This window comes from Pararhizobium sp. IMCC21322 (genome assembly GCF_030758295.1).
In the GTDB taxonomy this organism is placed as follows: Bacteria; Pseudomonadota; Alphaproteobacteria; order Rhizobiales.
Window position 1 is genome coordinate 1492533 of sequence record NZ_CP132335.1, and the last position, 22043, is coordinate 1514575.

Genomic DNA, 22043 nt, shown 5'->3' on the forward strand with positions numbered 1-22043 from the left:
CCAACCTATTCAGTATAAATTTCACCGGTGGCCTGATTGATGCGAATGCCAACAATCGCAGGTGTCGTGGACCCGGTTCCGCCAAAGTCATAGCGCTCTATTGGCACACTCAACAAAAGACCGAGGCCAGCGTCGTAGCTGGCAGTGATGCTGTCAAAACGGATCCAGTTGAAACCGCTCAATTCCGGGCCATCGGTCAGCAATTTGCACTGTCGGCTTTCCAGTTCCACTTCTGAGCCGGTGGGCGCAAGAACAGCAAGGTAAGAGCTGCAGCAGACCGGTTCTCCGCCCGTATCCACATGGGCAATTCTGATTTTGCCATTGGCAAAGGTCCGTGTGTGGCTCTCCCATGGTTCAACAATATTGCGCAAGCTGGCGGGCCAATCGCAGTCGGAAATCGCTTCCTGTGCCATCGCGGTGCTGGACACCAAACAGAACGCGGACAGGAAGCTGAGGCTGGTTGATATGAAGCGCATGAGAAGACTCCTTACAGGTTTCGGTCTGGATGCAAATACTGCCAGTCTTGCCTCACAGCATATCATATCAGCGATCCCGAAACAGCGGTTTCTGCACCTTCCGCGAGCACTGAAATTGTGAGGGTTTCCGCCTGTTGCAATAAAGTCCTGTGGACAATGTGGCAGCGCTTGTCAGACCCCCGAATTCGAACTACCGTGACGGATCGTGGCAATCCCTCCTGCCATTTTTTCAACAAGGAGCCTTTCTATGACAGATCCAATCAAATCGCTGATCAATGCAGCGATTTCACGCCGTTCGGTGTTGAAAAGTGCAGGCTTGGGTGCCTCCGCGCTGGCCATGCCGGGCCTGATGGGTGCAGCTGGTGCTGCCAGCCACGCACCGCTCAAAGTTGCCGCCATTTACACGCTTCCTGTGGAGCAGCAATGGATCAGCCGCATTCATAAAGCAGCCCTTGCGGCCGCTGAACGCGGTGACATTGAATATGTCTATTCAGAAAGCACATCCAACAATGATTATGAGCGCGTCATGCGCGAATATTCTGAAGCTGGCCATGATCTGATCATTGGTGAAACCTTCGCTGTTGAAGATGCGGCACGTGATGTGGCCCGGGATTATCCGGACAAAGCCTATCTCATGGGTTCCAGCTTCAAGCCGATGGATGATGCCCCGAATTTTGCGGTTTTCGACAATTACATTCAGGACGCGGCCTATCTCTCTGGCATTATTGCCGGTGCCATGACCAAAACCAAGAATATCGGCATGGTTGGCGGCTTCCCAATTCCGGAAGTGAACCGCCTCATGCACGCATTCATGGCGGGCGCTCTGGAAATGCAGTCGGACATCAAGTTCCAGGTCGCTTTCATCGGCTCCTGGTTTGATCCGGCAAAAGCCAAGGAAACCGCCTTTGCTCAGATCGATGGCGGCGCTGACATCATGTATGCGGAACGTTTTGGCGTATCGGATGCGGCCAAGGAGAAAAACGTTCTGGCCATCGGCAATGTGATTGATACACAGGCAGATTATCCTGACACGGTCGTTGCATCAGCCATCTGGCATTTCGAGCCAACACTGGCTGCAGCCATTGAAAAAGCCAAGGCTGGCGACTTCAAGGCCGAGGATTACGGCGTCTATTCCTTCATGAAAGCGGGCGGCTGTTCTCTCGCGCCCTATGGCACATTTGAAGGCAAGATTCCGGAAGAAGCTCTTGCCATGGTCGCTGCAAAAGAAGCCGCCATCAAGGATGGAAGCTTCACGGTTACCATCAATGATGAAGAGCCGAAATCCAGCTAGTGACGGCACAACCGAGCGGAGAGGTTGTTCTCAACCTCTCCGGTATCACCAAGACATTCGGGCCGTTGGTCGCCAATGACTCCATCAGCTTTTCCCTGAAACAGGGAGAGGTGATCGCCCTTCTGGGTGAAAATGGCGCTGGTAAAACGACCCTCATGAACATCCTCTTCGGCCATTATGTGGCGGATGCTGGAACAGTGACCGCATTCGGTCATGAACTGCCGAAGGGCGATCCGCAGGCTGCACTCGATGCAAAAATCGGCATGGTCCATCAGCACTTTACGCTGGCGGACAACATGACCGTGCTCGACAACATCGCGCTTGGCACACAAAGTCTGTTTCGGCCAAGTTTCGACCGAGCCAATGCCAATCAGCGCATTGTCAGCCATGCCGAGGATTTTGGCCTGTCAGTGGATCCCGACGCATTGATTGCCGATCTGTCGGTGGGCGAGCGTCAGCGTGTTGAAATTCTAAAAGCGCTGTATCGCGATGCACGCATTCTCATTCTTGATGAACCCACAGCGGTTTTGACCCCGCTGGAAACAGATGCCTTGTTCCGCACTTTGAAAATGCTGGTGGCAAAGGGTCTGTCGATCATCTTCATCTCCCACAAGCTGCAGGAAGTCATGGCCGTCAGTGACCGTGTGCTTGTGCTGCGCGGTGGCAAGATGGTTGGTGAAGAACTGACCGCCAACACGGACCGTAAGGCGCTGGCCAGCCTGATGGTTGGAGAAGACATCGAGCCACCCAAAATTTCCGAACCGCAAACCGGAAAGACCGTGTTCAAGCTGGAAAATGTGAGCGCAAAAGGCGTTGGCACGGGCGCAGATCTGCATGATATATTTCTGGAATTGAAAGCCGGAGAAATTACTGGTCTGGCCGGGGTTTCCGGCAATGGCCAGGCCGCATTGGCGGCGCTGATTTCAGGCACCCTGTCGCCGTCAAAAGGCAGCATAGATATCAATGGCGAGGCTATCCGCAGTTGGTCTCCGCGGTCCGCCTTGGCGCATCAGATTGGTCGCATTCCTGAAGACCGCCATGCCGTTGGCATGATCGGCGATATGAGCGTCACTGAAAATGTTGTGTCCGAGCGCTATCTCAGCAGCCGCTTCAGCAAAATGGGCTTTCTCAATTGGGGTGCCGCCCGGCGTTTTGCTGAAAGCATCATCCGCGATTTTGATGTGAAATGCCCATCCCCGGAAGCCCGTGTCCGGCTGCTCTCCGGCGGTAACATGCAAAAGCTTATTCTTGGCCGCGCCTTTGATGGCGATCCGCAAATGATCCTCGCCAGCCAACCAACCCGTGGGCTGGATGTCGGCGCGGTGTCCTATGTCCATGCGCAATTGTTGAAGGCCCGCGCACGCGGTGCGGCCATTTTGCTGATTTCTGAAGATCTGGATGAGGTGATGACCTTGTCTGATCAGATCATCGTCATGTCCAAAGGCCGTCTGTCATCCCCCTCCAGGCGCGGCGTACGCACGATTGCCGATCTTGGCACTTTGATGGCCGGGCACGGCTTTGAAGGTGCTTCCAATACCGCGTCGAAGGAGCCAAATCATGCGGCTTGAACCCAAGCCCGCACCGTCCATGACGGTGACGTTGCTCTATCCGGCCATGGCCATTTTGGCGACCTTTGTGATTGCTGCCATTCTGGTCATGATAGCTGGCGCTGCACCATTGCAGGTGTTTGGACTGGTCATCAAAGGGGCCGTTGGCTCGCAATTCGCGCTTGTCGAAACACTGACACGGGCAACACCGCTGATCTTTACCGGTCTGGCCATCGCCGTCGCCTTCAGAGCAAAGCTCTGGAACATCGGTGCAGAAGCACAGCTTTATGCCGGTGCTGTCATGACCATTCTGCTGGGCACGGGCGCTATTTCCGCGCCAGCATTCGTGCTGATCCCGATCATCATTGCCGGTGCCATGACCGCCGGAGCCTTGCTGTTGCTCGGACCCGCCATTTTAAAAACCCGCTTCGGCGTGGATGAAGTGGTGACCACCCTTTTGCTCAATTTCATCTTTCTGCTGTTTGTGTCCTTGCTGTTGGAAGGCCCGCTGAAAGACCCGATGGGTCTTGGCTGGCCACAATCGGAACGCGTGGTGTCAGAGGGACGTTTGCCGCGCATCATTCAGGGCAAGCGCCTGCATTTCGGGTTCATTCTGGCCATTTTCAGCGCCTTTGCAGTCTGGCTGATCATGGCAAAATCCGTGCTTGGTTATGAAATGCGGGCCGTCGGGCACAATCCTCAAGCGGCGCGTTTTGCGGGCATTCCAGTCAATCGTGTGCTGGTCAAAACCGCGCTTTTGTCAGGTGGTCTGGCCGCACTGGCGGGCGTATCTGAAGTGGCTGGCCTCAAGGGCAGTCTGACACTCGATATATCACCGGGCTTTGGCTACACGGGCATTGTGGTTGCCATGCTGGCGCTGTTGAATCCACTGGGTGTTGTGGTCTCGGCCATCTTTGTTGCCGGCATTTTCGTTGGCGCAGATGCCATGAGCCGCAGCGCGGGCGTTCCCAGCTACATCTCTGATGTAATGGTGGCCACCGCCTTGTTGAGCATGGTGACAGCCATCATGCTGACCCGCTTTCGCATCAGGTGGAGGTGACCATGCTGCTTGATGCTTTTGACATTTTTCTGACAACCGGTTTTTGGGTCGCAGCCATCCGCATTGCCTCGCCGCTGATTTTTGCCACCATGGGTGAATTGATCTGCGAGCGGGCAGGGGTGCTCAATCTGGGCATTGAAGGCATCATGACGGTTGGGGCCTTTACCGGCTGGTTCACCGTCTATGCCGGTGGTGATTTATGGACTGGCGTGATGGTGGCAGCCCTATCAGGTGCCATGTTCGGGCTTTTGCACGGCTTCCTGACGGTTCCACTTGGCCTGTCGCAACATGTGACGGGCATTGGCATTACCTTGCTGGCCACCAGCCTGACCTATTTCACCTATCGTGTGGCGTTGTCGGAATCCACGTCTCCGCCCAAGATCGAGCCTTTCCAGCCTTATCCAGTACCGGGTCTGTCTGAAATCCCCTTCATCGGCGAAATCCTCTTCATGCAAACGCCGCTCACCTATCTGGCCTTCATTGTGGTCGCCATGGTGGCCTGGGTTCTCTACCGCACCCCGTTGGGGCTTGCAGTGCGTGCTGCGGGTGAAAATCCGGTGGCGGTTGAGGCACAGGGCATCAGCGTCACGGCTATTCGCGTTGGTGCTGTTATGGTCGGGTCCGCTTTAATGGCCATTGGCGGAGCGTTCCTCACCATGTCCGCGTTCAATTCCTTCTTCTTTGAAATGATCAATGGGCGCGGCTGGATTTGCATTGCCCTTGTTGTGTTCGGCTCCTGGCGACCGGGCAAGGCGCTGATTGGCGCGATTCTGTTTGCCGCCTTTGATGCCTATCAGGTGCGTCTGCAGCAGGTCACCGGCGGCGTCATTCCCTATCAGATATTCCTGATGTTGCCTTATGTTCTCTCTATCGTGGCTCTCATTGTGGTGGCACGGCGCGCAAGCTATCCAAAAGCACTGATGGTGCCGTATCAGAAAGGCGAAAGATGAGTTTTGACTTTTTACTGACCGGCGGCATTCTTCCGGATGGATCAACTGCTGATATCGCGATTTCCGGCGAAAAAATCGCCGCGATAGCCCCGAAGATTGATGGTACTGCGAACGAGACCATCGACATCTCTGGCAATCTGGTCAGCGCGCCTTTTGTCGATCCGCATTTCCACATGGACGCCACCTTGTCCTATGGCATTCCGCGCATCAACAAATCCGGCACATTGCTGGAAGGCATCGGCCTTTGGGGCGAGTTGAAGCCGCAACTGACCCATGAGGCGGTCAAACAACGCGCGCTTGATTATTGCGACTGGGCGGTCACGCAAGGGCTGCTGGCCATCCGCACCCATGTCGATGTGTGCGATGACAGGCTGCTGGCAGTTGAAGCCCTGCTGGAAGTTCAAAAAGAAGTTTCCGACTATATCGATCTGCAACTGGTTGCCTTCCCGCAGGACGGTGTTTTTCGCAGCCCCAACGCCATGCAGAACACGCTGCGTGCGCTGGATTTGGGCGTTGATGTGGTCGGCGGCATTCCCCATTTTGAACGCACCATGGAGGATGGCCGCCGCTCGGTGACAGAGCTGTGCGAAATCGCCGAAAAGCGCGGCCTGCCGGTGGATATGCATTGCGATGAAACCGACGATCCCCAGTCACGCCACATCGAACAACTGATCTATGAAACCCAGCGGCTCGGTCTTCAGGGACGCGTTGCCGGGTCGCACCTGACCTCCATGCATTCCATGGACAATTACTATGTTTCAAAACTGCTGCCGCTGATGGCGGAAGCAGAAGTCTCTGCCATTCCCAACCCGCTGATCAACATCACCATTCAGGGCCGCCACGACACTTACCCCAAGAGAAGGGGCATGACCCGCGTGCCGGAAATGCTGGCCCATGGCATCCGCGTTGGCTGGGGTCAGGATTGCGTGCTCGACCCCTGGTATCCGCTCGGCAATGCCGACATGCTGGACGTCGCCTTTATGGGCCTGCATGTCGCCCAGATGACCAGCCCCGCAGATATGGCCCGTTGCTACGACATGGTCACCAACCAGAACGCCGCCATCATGAATCTGCAAGATTACGGCCTGGAAACCGGTAAAAAAGCCAGCCTTGTGGTGCTGGATGCCAGCAACCCCGTCGAGGCCATCCGCCTCCGCCCGGAGCGCCTGCTGGTCATGGCCAAAGGCAAGGTGATAGCCAGGCGGGAACGGCAGGACACGCAAGTGACGCTGCCGGGGCGGCCATCACACGTAAACCGGCGTCACAAAACACCTTAGGCGCTGGACCTTTGATGTAACAGCCGCCGCTATCGGTCCCAAGCCATCATTCGTTCCACTGGATTTGCAGAATTAGACTTCGTCAAGCCAGACATTCATATTTTTGAACAACCAGATTTCATTTGAAGTCAGCAGATTGATGTGCCCCCTGAAAACGCACTCATTTTTGTTCAGAGTTTTCTGCAACGAATCCTAGGGTGCGGACCCTTTATGGGTGGTGAAATAGTCGGGATCTGTTTGCCCGCAGCCCGCGTCGCAAAGACTTGGAAGTCTTCACGACCACAAGTGGGCTGTAACGATGTCCAGCGATCTCGCAACTCCGGCCTTCGGTGACCCAGAACAGCCCACCAGCAGCGTTAGCCAGCTTGCCCGACGCGCCGCCCCCGACACGATTGGGCGCTGCGCTGACTGCCTTGCGGGATGAACTGTTCTGGGTCATCAAATGAGTCCGTATAAACAAGAATGGCTCTTGGTTGGGCTGCATGATGCAGCCCAACCAAGGCATTTAGAATTATTCGATGATCGAGATTTCGGTGGCTTCGGATGTTCCGTCGGTGAACATGACATTGACCATCGTACCGACCTCAAGGCCTTCCAGCTCAATTTCTTCGGTAACCGTGAACATTTCGCCGGTTTCAAGTTCGACGGTTGCGTTTGCCGGGTCTACAGCCTTGACCACGCCTTCAACTGCGCCTGCAAAGGCGGTCGAGATCATGGCGACGGATGCGAGAGCGATTGTAACAATCTTTTTCATGGGTTTTCCATTCGTTGACACCCCGAACCGAAGCCTGCCGGTTCTCGGCCGGGCCAGTTTACACCTCGTCGGGTCACTGTTGATATGAGCTAGCCAAATGGCCGCTACAAGCGGAAAAAAGATATATTTTTCAAGCCCTAACCAGATGTAATTTAGTCGTAATTTGATCTTTACAATGCGCTTTTGGACTGATTTTCAGCCTCGGAGGCCGGGCGAATTGGCTCCGCCTGATCCGATGCCGGATCAGACCTGACCTCCATGCATTTCATGGGCAATGACCATGTCTCAAAACGGTGGCCTCTGATCGCCCGCGCACCGGAAATGCGGCTGGCAATATTTCCTGCTATTATAGACGATACAAATGAGCAACCATCAGGGCCTCACGATTTAGGGAAGTAAAAGCCGCGGACAGATCAACACAGGACATCAAGATGACAACAGAAAGCTACACAAGCAAAGCTGAGAAGAAAATTCCCAACAACCGTCTTCCGCTGCTGGTTCACCGCAATGCGATTCCAGGCGGTGGCGTCGAGGCGGTCAAGGCCTGTTTTAAAAACAATGGATGGAGCAATAATTGGGACTATCCGGGTGTGTATAATTACGCGCATTTTCACTCCACAACACATGAATGCCTTGGCTGCGCGCGTGGCTGGATTGATTTCAAATTATCCATCGGGCCAGACGGCTGGACGAAGCTGCGCGTGACGGCAGGCGATGTGATCGTCATGCCAGCCGGTGTCAGCCATGAAGATGTCGGGCACTCGGACGATAACATCATGTGCGGAGGCTATCCGGGTGGACGGGATTGGGACAATATCCAACCGGAATTCCTGTCGCAGGACCTGTACCACCAGGCCTGCAAGCGGATCATGTCATTGCCAATTCCTGACAAGGATCCGGTGAGCGGTGAGGCCCTGCATCATTGGCTCGATGCGCCTTCATCTACGGAAAATTGGAATGACTGGCGCGACTCTCTGGACCGCAGATCCTGACCTCTTCGAGCGGCGCGAATGCTGGCTGACCAGGACGGATACTCGAATGCTGCTTTTCGGCATCAACCGCACGGAAATCAAGCCATGCTCCATGCAGACATGGGGTCAGTATTTGATTTTGACGCCGACCCGAACCGTGCTGTTTACGCTATAGGCCGTACCAAGCTGCATCTGTTGACCTGCGCCAATGGATGATGGCCGATTGACCTCCGTGGTCGGAACAGCTTCAACTTCGGCGCTGGCAACCATCTCGACGCAACGATTTTTCAATTGATCAACAGCTGCGGAAATAACACCGGCCAGTATCTCTGTTTTTCGATCCCTGCAGAAAACATAGAACCCCAGGGCAGCTTTCAAACCACCAAAAACATCAAAGCTGTTGTTACCGGTTGTAATTCCCGAATTCTGGAAAAGAGTACCATCACATCCCGGTGTCGCAGTGAACCCGTCTCCACAATCGCTGCCTCGATACTTGGCATTGGTAAAAATCCCGCCGACATGGCCGCCAACTGTCATTGATAAATTGGCATTTATCAAATGCGTCAGGTCCAGCCCTGCATCAAAACCAAACTGATTTTCACGTATGTCCTCAGTCAGCGTATTGACGAATGTACCACCGAGAAAATCCGTTTCAAGACTGACATTCGTACCTGTGTCATTGAAACGATAGAGCAGCCCGCCATAAGGCCTTACGAAAAGGCGATCAGACAGTCTTCGCTTGAATCCAAGCTCCCCTGAGATCTTGAAAGTCGTCCGGTCAAAATCGGCATCAATCCGGCTGTTATCGTTAAACCCGAAGCCGCCGGTCCCGGTAATGTCGATGTAAGTTGGTAGCTGACCGCCCGGGAATGAGGCAATCTTGTCTCTGTCTCCTCCAAACAGTCTGGCGTATTCGCCGTCAATGCCGCCATGCCAACCTTCATTTTGGTTGAATGGCCCCGTCTGGCCAATTTTGATGCCAGCCGTCACGACAGGTCCGTAAAGGTCGGCATCCAGATTATGAAGAGGGGTCCGGTTTGTATTCAGGCTTTTAATACCAAGAGACAAATCAGGAAGCCGTAAATACCGCCCACCGATGATAAACTCGAGCGTAACATCCGGTCTGGACACAACTTCTTCCGTAACATCCCCCTCTGGTTTTTTTCCCGGTTCTCCCCCCGGTTTTTCAGCCTTTTCCGGCAGCGGCGTCGGCGGTTGATCAGACCCGGCAGGTGGCTTGGAGCGGGCAGGCGGTTTTGGATCTTTTCTCGCAACACCGGATGTTGTTATTGGAGGACAATTCGGCCGATTAGTGCTTACGGTCCAGTCTTCTGCGACAGTTCTGACTTGCGAACTATAGACGACCTCTTTTTCCAAAATCAGCTCGATATAGTATCTGTAGTCTGCCAAAACCTTTTCGCGGACGAGTAGCAACGCCCTGTCGGATGGACCTTCAATCTCAATCAACCCCGTGCGTTTCAAATAGTCGGTGGCCGCTGCACGATCTTCGGCTGACAGTGCCTCATTCGTAATAGGCTCAATGCCTGATTCCAGATCGGTTGCCAGTCTGGACGTTTTTTCAAGGATACCGTGGAGATATGACCACCTGTGCCACAATTCTTGTTCAACCGTATCTTCAATTGCGGAAAGCTCTCTTAGAACGGTCTCAATTTTGCATCCATTAATGGCTGTGCTGATTGGCCCGGTGAATGAACCCAACAGTTGAGAGTTTTTGGTTGGAAGCCCGACATAGGTTGTGGCACTCCCGCGACCATACCGGGAACTACAACTGCGTGCATCAAGATCAAGTTGAGCAGAATCATATACACCGTTGAATGCATTTTCTGCAGCATTTCGGCACGTGCGGTCATTTTGCAGGTCTTCGATACGAGATAGAATATCAAAACCCGGCGGTTCAGCAGCCAAAGCCGCCATCATGGAAGACAGCCCGAATGCTATGACAAAGATAGCGCGCAGCAACATCTGATTTCCCCAACTTTATTCAAAAAACGCACAGACCAGCGCCAAAAGTTAACAAGAACTTACCGAATTCTGAGGATTTAGGGAAGCCTGCTTCAAAATGGAGACATTTGCTGGTCGCAGAACAGGCTGGCAAACGGAGAGGAATGACCCGCGTTCCGGAAATGCTGGCTCATGGCATTTGCGTTGGCTGGGGGCAAAAAAGCCAGCCTTGTGGTGCTGGATGCAGATGCGCCTGACGGCAGGCGATGTGATCGTCATGCCGGCAGGTGTCAGCCATGAAGATGTCGGGCACTCGGACGACAACATCATGTGCGGAGGCTATCCGGGTGGACGCGACTGGGACAATATCCAACCGGAATTCCTGTCGCAGGACCTTTACCACCTAGCCTGCAAGCGGATCATGTCGTTGCCAATTCCCGACAAAGACCCGGTGAGTGGCGAGGCCCTGCATCACTGGCTTGATGCGCCATCATCTACGGAAAGTTGGAATGACTGGCGAGACTCTCTGGACCGGCGGTCCCAACGGTTGGAATATACGACCTACGCGAAAGGCGGCCCAAAGCTGTCGTTCGACTAAGTCGTCGAATTCTTATCCAAATTTCTGAAAGCTGACATTCGGATTGACGTTCGCCAACTTGAACTCATTGGGCGCTCAGTGGACAAACTGCAGAACCTAGCCATGCCGCGGGTTGGCCAAATGTTCCATGTATTCAGTTATGCAGTAATTATTGTAATAAGAACTTTCGCGACTACCGATCAGTGAGGAACATAGTGTTATGAATGACGTCAAAAAGTTTTTAGCAACAAAATTTGCTGACAACGATTACGTTCGTGAGCTCCTCACTGCCCTGTATGAGGAATTTACGTCTTGGGGCATCAAAGACAATATTTTTGATCAGGATTTTACCGATGGAGAACCTCACCACTTTTTTCCACGCGTCTGGGAAATGGTTCTCGCTCGGCATTTAGTTCAGTTGGGTTATGACGTTTCGTCAAAAGATGCCGGCCCCGATTTTCTGATTGAACACAACGGTCAACGGATCTGGATTGAGGCTGTTTGCCCGTCACCGGTGGGATTACCAGACGAATGGATTAATCCAATGCGACCGGATGAAGGATCGCGTTTATTCTCTGTGCCACATGAGGCAATGCTTCTGCGCTGGACTTCTGCCCTTAAAGAAAAGAATGACAAGCTTGTCGGCGCGAAAAATAAGGAGGGTTATTTAGAAAAAGGCATCGTCGACGAGGATGACGCGTACATAATTGCAATCAGCGCCTGCCAGCTTGGTATGGGATTGCTTACCTACCGAGGAATTTCGCAATATCCTTTTGCTGTCGAAGCGGTGTTTCCAATTGGGCCGTATGAGATTGTCCTGGACCGGGAGACGTTCAGTACAACTGAAGTTCGCCATCAATACAGACCAGCAATTGCCAAGCCCAAGACCGGGGCTGAAGTCAGCACGGACAATTTCCTAGATTCGGACTACAAAGGTGTAAGTACCGTGATAGGTACCAACGCTGGAATCAACGCAGCATGTGGAGCCGCGTGGCCATTGGCGCACGTGCACAATCCGAATGCGCGCAATCCGATTCCTAAAGGCATTCTTGAAGGGGCGGAGGAGTTCTTCGCGACTGACATGGGAGATTTTCTACAACTTGAGAAGCTCTCCTAACGTACCATCGACTGCTCATTCGCAGAACTTGGTCTGAATTTCTTTGCGAAGTTTTACGGCTTCAGGCACCGCGGGTTGGATCTATTGAGTTAGCAATATTTTGGTGTGGGTATTTCCTGGCTATTTTTGCTTGGCCAACCTGACTAGGAGCAGTCTCTGGGGCTACCCCAAACGTATCAACAATTCGTAGTGGGCGAATGTTCGGTTCGAGAAGATAGATCGGAAGTTGACTATAGCATTCAACGTCCATTTCTCGCCCGAAATTACCGGACAGAGGCAGTCAATCACGGCTCATTGCTGCCACTAGACATCATTGTCTTATGCCGCGGCGCAGCTATTCAGAATGGACCAACAAAAACCTATTCTGAATGCCAGATCGTTGGCACCTCTTCAATGCGATACCTCTTCTTAAATTCACTTAGAACCATTTCGAGCGTAGCTACGAATGTGCTTTCATCAAATCTCAGATTTTTCGCCTCATAAATGTGACGCCAATCAACAAACGCTTTTTCATGCTGCTAAAGGACATTTCTTATTCCGTGGTCAATGGAGAAAAAATCAGGATGATGCGGGGCAACTGAACGTCTGAACTCAGAATCCAATTTGGATTGGCTCTCCGATTTCAACCTAGCAAACAATTCTGGAAGGTTATGAGACTTTATGACTTTGGGAGTGTCATGGTCAAACAGAAACCAAGCTTTCAACGCCAACTCCATTGAGAGAGCCAGCAACATTTGCTCGATCCATATATGAGCGCGAATGTCCCGTTCTTTCTTGTTACGCAGATTTTCTTGATCGAAGGCTTTGACGCGTTGCAGTGCGGCATTTGCTGAATCGGCAATTCTTATAGCAATTGTTATTGCGGCACTCATGAACCTCTCCTGAGAACTATAATCTACAAGGATTGCTTAGTGGAAAATCGAACTCAAGCCAACTATCCCGGATTGGGCGCACGCCATCGGCTCAAAGTTCCTCGTTCCGAGTCGCAACATCCCAAGAAACAATCAGAATTGCCTGATCACTCTCGGCCGTCTGCAAGAATTGGCTTGCCACTCAAAATCCAGTATTCCAGCTTTTGCGTGGCAATCGTATGTGCGAGGCGCTACTCTTCATCATTCTAAAATTTTGCTGCCTGGAATTGCAGCTTCGAGGATGCCCTGTTGAGAAGACTCACAGCTTACCGCTGACACCGGCGATCCAAGCTGTGGTCAAATCGTCATCCTTAAGACCCTGAACGATTTCGTTGTTTGCAAAATGCCTGAGACAATCGAAACGTAGGAGCAATGCCTGTTCCATGGCGTACGCTTGCCGCGCAGTGTCCCAAAGGTGAAAGCTAAAAGGCGCATATTTGAGGCCACCGAGATCCGGCATAGAAGCGTGATTCAACTGGCGTGCACGTTGCTTGAAGTCAAAGGCCCAGCCAATCTTGAACGCATTGGTCTTCGCGCCAACGACTCGCATGGCGTAGGTGTATGCGGGTGCCCGCCGCATATGCATGACACCGCTGCGCGTCGTAGAAGGCGGTGGGGCTGTCCGTTTGGCGGTTCCATGCTTGCGCGCCATGCGTTCCTGCGCCTGAGCGGTCGGTTGCAACAATTTCTCTTCTGACCATTCCAAGGCTTCGATTCGTGCCACCTCTGAGTCGGCTAAAGGAACAATTCCCTGTGCGGCATCCATGCTGAACTTCCGGTCGCTGATTTCCGTCAATTTTGGGCGTTCTGGCAGTGACCAAGCGCGCAGGTTCATTAATCCCACCGGCCATTTATATTCTCCATCCACAAAGTCGCCAGGTCGCGCTTTTACTTTGAAATCCAACGACATAACGGGTTCAGGCGATGGCTTCATGATACCTAGAACACGCCCCCTCATAACTTCGGGGGTTTGGTTGCCCATCGTTCCGACCAGCACCACGCGGTCGCCCGGTTCCAGTTGACGCAAGGCGTTGTCGCGCCAGCCACTCGTGCTGAATTGCAGGGGGCCGACAGGGACGTCCCAGCCCCAGACTTTTGTGAGAAAGAACTTCATGACGTTTTGTACCTGTCGCTATTCTCGGCACAATGCTCCAGCACGCGCGCGATCCAGTTGTCGAACCATACCCAAGTGTTCTTGTAGTCACCTTCGCAGCCGTAGCCTTTGGCCGGGTCTTTTGCCTCTAGGGTTTGCCAAAGCGCCGTGTGATCGCTGATACCAAACCTCTTAAAATCCTCCTTTCTGACAGCCTTTACAACCTCTGTCGCTGTATGACGTTTCTTGTTCACTTCCTTAAGAAGAATCCTGTTGACCGCTTCGGCATTCTCGCTACCTGGCTTAATAAACTCCACAGCGCGGTCGGCGCCTGAGGCCCGGTTGCTCGTCATGGGAACGAAGGCTACGCGGTAGCGGAACGCCGGATTGGCTAGGTCTTCATCCGACAAGCAATGTTCAAAGGCACTTATGAAGCTCGATACATGTGACGGAAGGTCCGCAGCCTGCTTTAGCCGCGCTCGTTGATCGTCTCCAAAAGAAACGAATTGCAGGGCTATTGGCAGACGTTTTTCCAATCCGTGCTGGACACCAAAAAGACTTTTAAGTGCTTCATTAAAATTAATGCAGCATGCCTGCAATTCGCCGCCTATGGCATCGTCAATTCTGCTGGTGGAGCGATGTTCTATTTCATGGCGAATTTCCAACAGGAATTCCAGGTTTTTAACCGCACCAGCAGGAACAGGACATTTTGCGTGTTTTAGGCATTTCCCAAGCTCCCAGTATTTATCGGCTCCCTGCTTAGTCTTTTCAGTGTAACGATAGTCAACACCTCCTCGCTTAAACCAAGCGTGCATGAGGTAGGTCCATGCAATTATGCTAGGGTGTGAACCCAATTCAGTCCCTTGATTTTGCTTGTGAAAGTGTGATTCACAACCTCCTTTGATGGAGGTAGTTATGGCACGATTTGATTTGACTGACGAAGAATGGGCAATTATTGCACCGCTTCTTCCCAAGCAGGGACGCGGTCCGGAACGCAAGGATGATCGCAGGGTGCTGAACGGCATCTTCTATGTTCTGCGAACGGGAGCACCTTGGCGTGATTTGCCGGAACGATACGGCCCCCGCACGACGGTTTATAACCGATACATCCGATGGGGTGAGCGTGGCGTCTGGCAAGGCATATTCGAAGCCCTTGCGCAAGAATGTGAAGACGCTTTGGTACTCATAGATGCTTCCATCGTCAAGGCTCACCGCGCAGCGGCTGGGTCAAAAAAGGGGAACTGGAAGAAGGTATTGGCCGCTCACGAGGTGGTCGCACAAGTAAGGTTCACGCGGCTGTAGATGCCAAAGGCCGTCCGTTGAGACTGGCCATATCCGGCGGACAACTACACGATAGCCAGATGATGGATACGTTTTTGAATTGGGACACTCCGCCACTCGCCATCGTCGCAGACAAAGCATATGGCAGTGGAAGAATTAGACAGCAAATTGCCGATGAAGGCGCATTGGCTGTCATTCCATCTAAGAGCAACGCGCGCCAACAGATCCCGCACGATGCCAACCTCTACAGGCAACGAAATGTCGTTGAACGCTTTTTTTGTAAGATGAAGGATATGCGAAGGCTGGCGACCAGGTTCGAGAAGAAAGCACGAAACTTCCTTTCAATGATCCAGATATTCGCAATCAGATGTTGGGCCAATTGAGTCCACACCCTAGTCACGATAAACAATTCTGCGCGGAAGGTCAGTCCAGCGCCGTTGAACGTATGAACAGCAGCAATCATCGCCTCACGCGCTTTTATTAACAGTTCATCGCCACGACAGCTAAGGCCCGTATCCTGATCAACATCAGGCCATGCCGCTAAGAATATCGCTAAGGTGTCGTCGCTGGTTGCTTTGACTGACTTGTGTTTTGAACCCCTACGAATTTCGCCAAAAGCTCTATGGTTTACCGTTCGCATTGGTCGCGTGAAGTATGCCTGTATGTCTTGGTCTGAATAGACTCCGCGTACAAGCATCGCCTTGACAAGAGCTACCTCCCATCGCTCTAAAGTATTGCCGCGTTTTCGCTTAACCTTTGGGATTTGTACCGAATGTGAAATTGGGAATTGTGAGGAATCATCTGGCATACACACCATGATAGAGTATCAGTTTGGCTCGCTCAACTAATCGTACAGCAGCACGCAAGAACTGTTTGGGAAAGCCCGCAATTCCATGCAACATTTTCCGCCTCAAAAACAAAAAGGGGAGGGAACAAATCATGGCTTACTCAACGATTTCTCACTGGCTGGCGACTGAATGGACGGATGAAATGGAGACCATCGCGCGCGAAAAATTTGTGCCGTTGATCATGTCTGTGGGTGCGCAGAGTGTTCAGATGATCAGGACAGGAGAGCTGACATTCACAGTTGTCACAGATTATGCCGACGAAGCTGCAGCTCAGACAGCGCTGGCCCGGATTGCTGAAATTCGGGCAAAGGCGGCTGACGAGCTTCCCATGTCGATGACGGAAAGTGCGGCTGGCGGCGTGTTTGCAAGCGGATAAGAAGGACGAAGCTGAAGCCTGGCATGTTGTTGGGCTTCGGCAGTCTGAACGAGACCATAGAACGATGCCTCAAATACCCACCCCATCAAAGCCCGGGCTTGACCTCGCCCCTCACACCCCAAAATTGTTTTCTTGACCTGAGAAGTGCGTTTTGCTCTGACCTAGGGTCAGAAGAATAATCAAAAATACAAAAATGGGGAAATCAACATGACTTTTTCAAAGTTTATGCAGAGCAGCGCCCTTGCCGGTGTGCTCTTGCTGGGTGCCCAGGGTGCTTATGCCGAGACATTCCGCTGGGCCTCGACCACGGATCCACAGACCATGGATCCGCATGCGGTTAATGCAACCCCTGTGCTGTCCTTCCTCAACAATGTGTATGAAGGCCTTGTGCGCAGAAGCGAGACCATGGCCATTGAGCCATCTCTTGCGACATCCTGGGAGCCGCTTGAAGGCGAAAATGGCTGGCGCTTTAATCTGCGTCAGGGCGTGAGCTTTCAAAATGGCGCAGCGTTTACCGCTGAAGATGTGATGTTCTCGTATCAACGTGCCTCTGATGAAGCGGCTGATGTGCGCTCGTGGTTTGCGCCTGTGTCAGAAGTGCGTGTTGTTGATGATTACACCATTGATTTCGTCACAAACGCGCCGAACCCGCTGTTTCCCGACAGCATTGCGAATTTCATGATCCTCGACAAGGATTGGGCCGAAAGCAATGACGCTGCCCTTCCGGCACGGGATGCCGAGAACTTTGCGACGATGAATGTCAACGGAACCGGCCCCTTCATGCTGGCCAGTCGCGACCCCGGGGTGGAAACCCGTCTGGCACCCAATGCAGGCTGGTGGGATACGGCCAGTCACAATGTGACAGAAGCGATCTTCACACCTATTGGCAACTCTGCCACGGGTCTTGCGGCGCTGCTGTCGGGCGAGATCGATTTCATCCAGCCGATCCCCTTGCAGGATGTGGCGCAGGTGGAAACCCGTGATGGCTTCAAGGTGCTGGAAGGTGAGGAGACCCGCGTTATCATGTTCGGCTTTGGCCATGAGCATGACAAACTGCTCTATTCCAGTGACATCACCGACACAAATCCTTTCCAGGACCCAAAGGTGCGTCTGGCAGCGGCTCATGCCATTGATATTGCGGCCATCGATCGGGTGATCATGCGCGGCAAGATCGAAGCTGCATCACAACTGGTGCCAGCAGGTATTTCAGGCTTTTCAAAAGCCAATGCAGACCGCCCCGGATATGACCCCGAACGCGCAAAGGCCCTGCTGGCTGAAGCAGGTTATCCAGACGGGTTTTCCTTTGGCCTCAAATGCACCAATGATCGCTACATTAATGATGAGGCGCTGTGCCGCGCCGCTGCATCCATGTTTGCAGCCGTTGGCCTGAAGGCAGACCTGACGACAGGGCCAGTGCGCGATTACTGGACCCAGTTGCGCGCCGATGATTTCGATATGTATCTGCTCGGCTGGTCGCCAGGCACGTTCGATGCCGAGCATCCCATTCGGTTCCTGCTGCACACGCAGAACGATGAAAAGAAGCTGGGTTCCTGGAATTTTGGCAATTATTCCAACGCACGTGTGGATGAACTTCTGCCACTCATTCAGCAAGAGATCGACCCGGCAGCCCGACAGGCCCTGATCGATGAACTGGTTGGCATCACACAGGATGAAGTGGCCTATATTCCGCTTTATACGCAGCCGCTGATCTGGGCCGCAAAAGACAATATCGAGCTCACACAACGTGCGGACAATTTCTTCATGCTGCGCTGGGTCACGGTCAACTGATCGACGGCAGGTAAACCCGGCGATGGCGTTCTTTATTCTCAAACGGCTGGTCCAGTCGATTTTTGTGATGATCGCCGTCGCCTTTCTGGCTTTTTCGCTGTTCCGTTTTGTCGGCGATCCCGTCAGCCAGATGACGGGCGTTGAAACCTCTGCAGAAGATAGCGCGCGCCTGCGTCAAGAACTGGGGCTGAACGATGCTTTCATCGTCCAGTTCGGCCGGTTCACCAGCAACATGCTTCACGGTGATTTTGGCTATTCCTACCGGACCCGCCAGCCCGTTGCTGACATGATCGCCTCGCGCATTCCTGCCACGTTGGAGCTGGGTACGGTTGCCTTGCTGATCTCGCTGCTGGTCGGCATACCCACCGGTGTTTATACGGCGCTGCGCCCGCGCGGCTTCGTGACCCAGGCCGTTCTGCTGACCACCCTTGTCGGCGTCTCGATTCCGACCTTTGTCATCGGGATCATGCTGATCTTTCTGTTCGGGGTTCAGCTGGGTTGGCTGCCCACCTTCGGGCGCGGCGGTACTGTGCAAATCGGGGGTTGGACCTCGTCCCTGTTCACGCTTGATGGCTGGCGCGCCCTGATCCTGCCCGCCCTGACCCTGGGCGTTTACCAGCTGACGCTGACCATGCGGCTGGTGCGGGCCGAGATGATGGAAGTTCTGCGCTCCGACTTCATCCGCTTTGCCACAGCGCGGGGCATTCCCTATCGCTCGCTTTATTTCCGCCATGCGCTGGCCAATACCATGGTGCCCGTCATCACCATTATCGGTCTCCAGTTTGGCGGGGTCATTGCGTTTTCAATTGTCACGGAAAGCGTTTTTCAATGGCCCGGCATGGGGTTGTTGTTTCTTGAATCCATCCGCTTTGTCGATATCCCCGTTATGGGCGTCTATCTGGTGGTGATCGCGTTCTTCTTCGTCCTGGTGAACATGATTGTGGATCTGTTGTATGTCGCCATCGATCCGCGCCTGCGGGTCAGGGAGGATGGTTGATGCTGGCCCGCATGTTCAAATCCGAGCCGGTCTATCTGTTCTTCCGCAGCCCTGCGGCGATGCTGGCCGCAATTGTGGCAATCCTTGTTGTTGGCGGAGCGATTTTTGCGCCGCTGCTGGCCAGCACTGACCCTTATGATCTGGCCTCATTTTCGCTGATGGACGGGCTTTTGCCTCCGCTTTGGGAGGGCGGGAACCCGCGTTTTCTGCTGGGGACTGATGATCAGGGGCGCGACATGATCTCTGCAATCCTTTATGGCGCGCGGCTTTCGCTGACCATCGGCCTGATGGCGATGGCAATTGCATCGGTCCTTGGTGTCGGTCTGGGTTTGGCAGCCGGGTATTTCGGCGGACGCTTCGATGCCATCGTCATGCGCATCGCCGACATACAATTGGCATTGCCTGCCATCCTGACAGCCCTGCTGATTGACGGCATCTCGCGCGGGGTTCTGCCAGCGGCAATCCACCAGGATTTGCGCGTTGCGGTGTTGACCCTGGCCATCGCGTTATCGCTTTGGGTCAATTTCGCGCGCACAGCGCGGGCCAGTGTGTTTGTCGAGCGTAACAAGGATTATGTGCAGGCCGCCATGATCATGGGCCAACACCCCGTGCGCGTGATGCTGCGGCACATCCTGCCCAACATCATGGGGCCTCTGCTTGTCATCATGACGGTCGATCTGGCATCTGCCATCCTGCTGGAAGCGACGCTGTCTTTCCTGGGCATTGGCCTGCCTGCGGACAGCCCGTCGCTGGGAACCCTGATACGCATCGGCATGCAGTTTTTGCTGTCGGGTGAGTGGTGGATTCTCTGGGTGCCGACGCTGTTCCTTGTGGCGCTGGTGGTCTCCATCAATGTGCTGGGCGATTTCCTGCGCGATGTTTTCAACCCGAGGCTGCGCTGATGTTGCAGATTGAAGGCCTCACCGTGCAATTCCCCGGCCGCTTTGGCGTTTTCACCGCGATTGATGATGTCAGTCTGTCTGTCGCAGCGGGTGAAATCCATGGGCTGGTGGGCGAAAGCGGCGCTGGCAAATCCACCCTTGGCGCGGCAATCATTGGCCTTCTGCAAACTCCAGGGTTTGTTGCAAAGGGCAAGATGAGCTTGGGCGATACGGATTTGCGCAGTCTCAGCCCGGTGCAGGCGCATGACCTGCGTGGCAAGCGGATATCAATGATCTTTCAGGACCCGCAAACCAGCCTGAATCCGTTGATGACCATTTCGGACCAACTGATCGAAACCATTCAGGCGCATGAGGATGTCAGCACCTCTGAGGCCCGGGACCGCTCTATCGCGTTGCTCGAAGAAATAGGGATCGAAAACGCAGCCTCGCGCATAAAAGCCTATCCGCATCAGTTCTCCGGCGGCATGCGCCAGCGGGTTGTCATTGCACTGGCGCTTTGCACCAATCCGGAACTGATCATCGCGGATGAGCCGACAACCGCGCTGGATGTGGCGGTTCAAAGCCAGGTTCTGGATCTGATACGCAGATTGGCCAAAACGCGTGACATTGGCTTTCTGCTGATCACCCACGATATCGGGGTGATCGCGCAGATCACCGATAATGTCACCGTTTTGCGCGGTGGCCGGCTGATGGAAACTGGCCCGACCCAAAAGGTGCTTCGCACGCCGGAACATGCCTATACAAAATCCCTGATGGCCGCCGTTCCACCGCTGGATCGAAAGCTGGACCGTTTTCTTGTGCCAGATAGTGACGCGCCGGGCAGCAACACGCCTGATTTGTCAGCACCTGCGGGACGCTCCGCCGCTGATGCCGAGAAATGGCTCACCGCCGGGACGCAAATCTTTGGCGAGGGGCTTGGGATGAAGGATGTAACGGTAAAATTTTCCGGTAACCGAACCAGCCTGTTTTCCAGGCCTGCTGCCTTCACGGCGCTCGATGCTGTGTCCCTGTCCGTGCGTCCCGGTTCCGTCATGGGGCTGGTTGGGGAAAGCGGGTCCGGCAAATCGACCATCGCAAAAGTGCTGACAGGCCTCGTGCAACCCAGCGCCGGACAATTGTATCTCGGCGATAATGACTTGCCACCAGCACGTTCGCGCAGTCGTAAAGACCCGTCACGCCGCCAGATTCAAATGGTTTTCCAGGACCCTTATTCAAGCCTCAATGGCCGCCACAGGATCGGGGACATTCTCGCCGAACCGCTGTGGCATTACGGGCTCGAAGCCGATGCCGACAAGCGCCGCGACATTGCTGCGGCCATTCTCGACCTCGTAGGCCTCTCGGCAGACGCAATCGACCGGTTTCCGCACCAGTTCTCGGGCGGACAACGCCAGCGCATCGCCGTTGCCCGCTCGCTTTTGGCACGGCCCAATGTATTGATCTGTGATGAGCCAACCTCTGCGCTTGATGTCTCGATACAGGCGCAAGTGTTGAACCTGCTCAAGGATTTGCAGGCGCGTTTTGGCCTCACAATCCTGTTCATAAGCCACAATCTGGCCGTGGTGCGCCAAATGTCAGATGATGTGACAGTCCTCAAAGGTGGCACTATCGTGGAAACCGGCGCATCAGAAGACTTCTTCACCAACCCAAGCGCGGCCTATTCCCGCGAGCTGCTGTCCTTGACGCCTGGAATGCCAGGTCAATAGGTTTTTCTGAAATTTAGCGTTTTCTTGGTCCGTTCAAGGTGCCGTGTGCAAGCGGCAGCGAAACACTGCATTCAACGTATGGTGTCAAATACTTCGGCTTGTGCAAATGGCATTGCAGGACCTGCGTTCCAGAAATGTTACCCACAAAATCCGCCTTAGCTG

The 22043-nt window shown here is 53.8% G+C and carries 20 protein-coding genes and 1 pseudogene; 14 read left to right on the forward strand and 7 right to left on the reverse strand.

Translation table 11 applies throughout. The annotated features are described in order from the left end of the window. Positions 1-5 precede the first annotated feature (5 nt). The gene (locus tag RAL91_RS07230; protein ID WP_306260978.1) at positions 6-476 is read right to left on the reverse strand and encodes a hypothetical protein; all 471 of its coding nucleotides are present in this window, start codon (positions 474-476) and stop codon (positions 6-8) included. A gap of 247 nt (positions 477-723) precedes the next feature. On the opposite strand from RAL91_RS07230, the gene RAL91_RS07235 reads away from it, so the two are divergent. Genes RAL91_RS07235 through RAL91_RS07255 form a run of 5 tightly spaced genes read left to right on the forward strand, consistent with a single transcriptional unit; the run spans position 724 to position 6601 of the window. Next, positions 724-1767: a BMP family protein gene (locus RAL91_RS07235; protein ID WP_306260979.1), complete on the forward strand. Its 1044-nt coding sequence runs from the start codon at positions 724-726 to the stop codon at positions 1765-1767. Beyond that, a complete protein-coding gene (locus RAL91_RS07240; protein ID WP_371932494.1) occupies positions 1767-3335 on the forward strand; it encodes an ABC transporter ATP-binding protein in 1569 nt (522 codons plus the stop codon). Before RAL91_RS07235 ends, RAL91_RS07240 begins: the two co-directional genes overlap by 1 nt. Then, a complete protein-coding gene (locus RAL91_RS07245) occupies positions 3325-4374 on the forward strand; it encodes an ABC transporter permease (protein WP_306262836.1) in 1050 nt (349 codons plus the stop codon). The genes RAL91_RS07240 and RAL91_RS07245 overlap by 11 nt, the downstream gene beginning before the upstream one ends. A gap of 2 nt (positions 4375-4376) precedes the next feature. Continuing rightward, complete coding sequence (locus tag RAL91_RS07250; RefSeq protein ID WP_306260981.1) at positions 4377-5324, forward strand: ABC transporter permease; 948 nt, start codon at positions 4377-4379, stop codon at positions 5322-5324. Beyond that, complete coding sequence (locus RAL91_RS07255) at positions 5321-6601, forward strand: amidohydrolase family protein (RefSeq protein WP_306260983.1); 1281 nt, start codon at positions 5321-5323, stop codon at positions 6599-6601. The genes RAL91_RS07250 and RAL91_RS07255 overlap by 4 nt, the downstream gene beginning before the upstream one ends. A gap of 511 nt (positions 6602-7112) precedes the next feature. Here RAL91_RS07255 and RAL91_RS07260 read toward each other — a convergent pair. After that, positions 7113-7355 carry a DUF1344 domain-containing protein gene (locus tag RAL91_RS07260; protein WP_306260985.1) on the reverse strand — a complete coding sequence of 81 codons (243 nt, stop codon included), beginning with the start codon at positions 7353-7355 and terminating at the stop codon, positions 7113-7115. Between the two features lie 431 nt (positions 7356-7786). Here RAL91_RS07260 and RAL91_RS07265 point away from each other — a divergent pair, with 431 nt between their 5' ends. After that, on the forward strand, positions 7787-8347 hold the full coding sequence (locus tag RAL91_RS07265; RefSeq protein WP_306260987.1) for a hypothetical protein: 561 nt from the start codon (positions 7787-7789) through the stop codon (positions 8345-8347). 105 nt (positions 8348-8452) lie between these two features. Here RAL91_RS07265 and RAL91_RS07270 read toward each other — a convergent pair whose 3' ends face one another. Beyond that, positions 8453-10309, reverse strand: coding sequence for an autotransporter outer membrane beta-barrel domain-containing protein (locus RAL91_RS07270; RefSeq protein ID WP_306260989.1), 1857 nt, complete (start codon positions 10307-10309; stop codon positions 8453-8455). Positions 10310-10406: 97 nt separating this feature from the next. On the opposite strand from RAL91_RS07270, the gene RAL91_RS07275 reads away from it, so the two are divergent. Next, a complete protein-coding gene (locus RAL91_RS07275) occupies positions 10407-10886 on the forward strand; it encodes a hypothetical protein (protein WP_306260991.1) in 480 nt (159 codons plus the stop codon). Between the two features lie 199 nt (positions 10887-11085). Further along, positions 11086-11982 carry a hypothetical protein gene (locus tag RAL91_RS07280; protein ID WP_306260993.1) on the forward strand — a complete coding sequence of 299 codons (897 nt, stop codon included), beginning with the start codon at positions 11086-11088 and terminating at the stop codon, positions 11980-11982. A gap of 518 nt (positions 11983-12500) precedes the next feature. Here the strand turns inward: RAL91_RS07280 and RAL91_RS07285 are convergent. From RAL91_RS07285 to RAL91_RS07295, 3 genes are all read right to left on the reverse strand, one after another. Beyond that, on the reverse strand, positions 12501-12854 hold the full coding sequence (locus tag RAL91_RS07285) for a hypothetical protein (protein WP_306260995.1): 354 nt from the start codon (positions 12852-12854) through the stop codon (positions 12501-12503). Between the two features lie 298 nt (positions 12855-13152). Further along, positions 13153-14007 carry a GIY-YIG nuclease family protein gene (locus RAL91_RS07290; protein WP_306260996.1) on the reverse strand — a complete coding sequence of 285 codons (855 nt, stop codon included), beginning with the start codon at positions 14005-14007 and terminating at the stop codon, positions 13153-13155. After that, positions 14004-15011, reverse strand: a complete 1008-nt coding sequence (locus RAL91_RS07295; protein ID WP_306260998.1) for a DUF3644 domain-containing protein — start codon at positions 15009-15011, stop codon at positions 14004-14006. Before RAL91_RS07295 ends, RAL91_RS07290 begins: the two co-directional genes overlap by 4 nt. Here RAL91_RS07295 and RAL91_RS07300 point away from each other — a divergent pair. Then, positions 14902-15650, forward strand: a protein-coding gene (locus tag RAL91_RS07300; protein ID WP_306260277.1) for an IS5 family transposase whose coding sequence is annotated in 2 segments (ribosomal slippage) — positions 14902-15211 and positions 15211-15650 — 750 coding nt in all. Because the reading frame shifts where the segments join, the coding sequence is not laid out codon by codon here. The two genes, RAL91_RS07295 and RAL91_RS07300, sit on opposite strands and share 110 nt — an antisense overlap. A 44-nt stretch (positions 15651-15694) precedes the next feature. On the opposite strand, the pseudogene RAL91_RS25035 reads toward RAL91_RS07300, so the two are convergent. Beyond that, positions 15695-16084, reverse strand: a pseudogene (locus RAL91_RS25035) (hypothetical protein); the annotation flags it as partial. Between the two features lie 122 nt (positions 16085-16206). On the opposite strand from RAL91_RS25035, the gene RAL91_RS07305 reads away from it, so the two are divergent. The 5 genes from RAL91_RS07305 to RAL91_RS07325 all read left to right on the forward strand — a co-directional run bounded on the left by RAL91_RS07305 (position 16207) and on the right by RAL91_RS07325 (position 21881). Continuing rightward, positions 16207-16491: a hypothetical protein gene (locus tag RAL91_RS07305; protein ID WP_306261000.1), complete on the forward strand. Its 285-nt coding sequence runs from the start codon at positions 16207-16209 to the stop codon at positions 16489-16491. 207 nt (positions 16492-16698) lie between these two features. Further along, positions 16699-18279 carry an ABC transporter substrate-binding protein gene (locus RAL91_RS07310; RefSeq protein ID WP_306261001.1) on the forward strand — a complete coding sequence of 527 codons (1581 nt, stop codon included), beginning with the start codon at positions 16699-16701 and terminating at the stop codon, positions 18277-18279. A 22-nt stretch (positions 18280-18301) separates the two neighbouring features. Next, positions 18302-19276: an ABC transporter permease gene (locus RAL91_RS07315; protein WP_306261003.1), complete on the forward strand. Its 975-nt coding sequence runs from the start codon at positions 18302-18304 to the stop codon at positions 19274-19276. After that, positions 19276-20178, forward strand: a complete 903-nt coding sequence (locus tag RAL91_RS07320; RefSeq protein WP_306261005.1) for an ABC transporter permease — start codon at positions 19276-19278, stop codon at positions 20176-20178. Before RAL91_RS07315 ends, RAL91_RS07320 begins: the two co-directional genes overlap by 1 nt. Beyond that, on the forward strand, positions 20178-21881 hold the full coding sequence (locus RAL91_RS07325) for an ABC transporter ATP-binding protein (RefSeq protein ID WP_306261007.1): 1704 nt from the start codon (positions 20178-20180) through the stop codon (positions 21879-21881). The genes RAL91_RS07320 and RAL91_RS07325 overlap by 1 nt, the downstream gene beginning before the upstream one ends. The last annotated feature ends 162 nt before the right edge of the window (positions 21882-22043 follow it).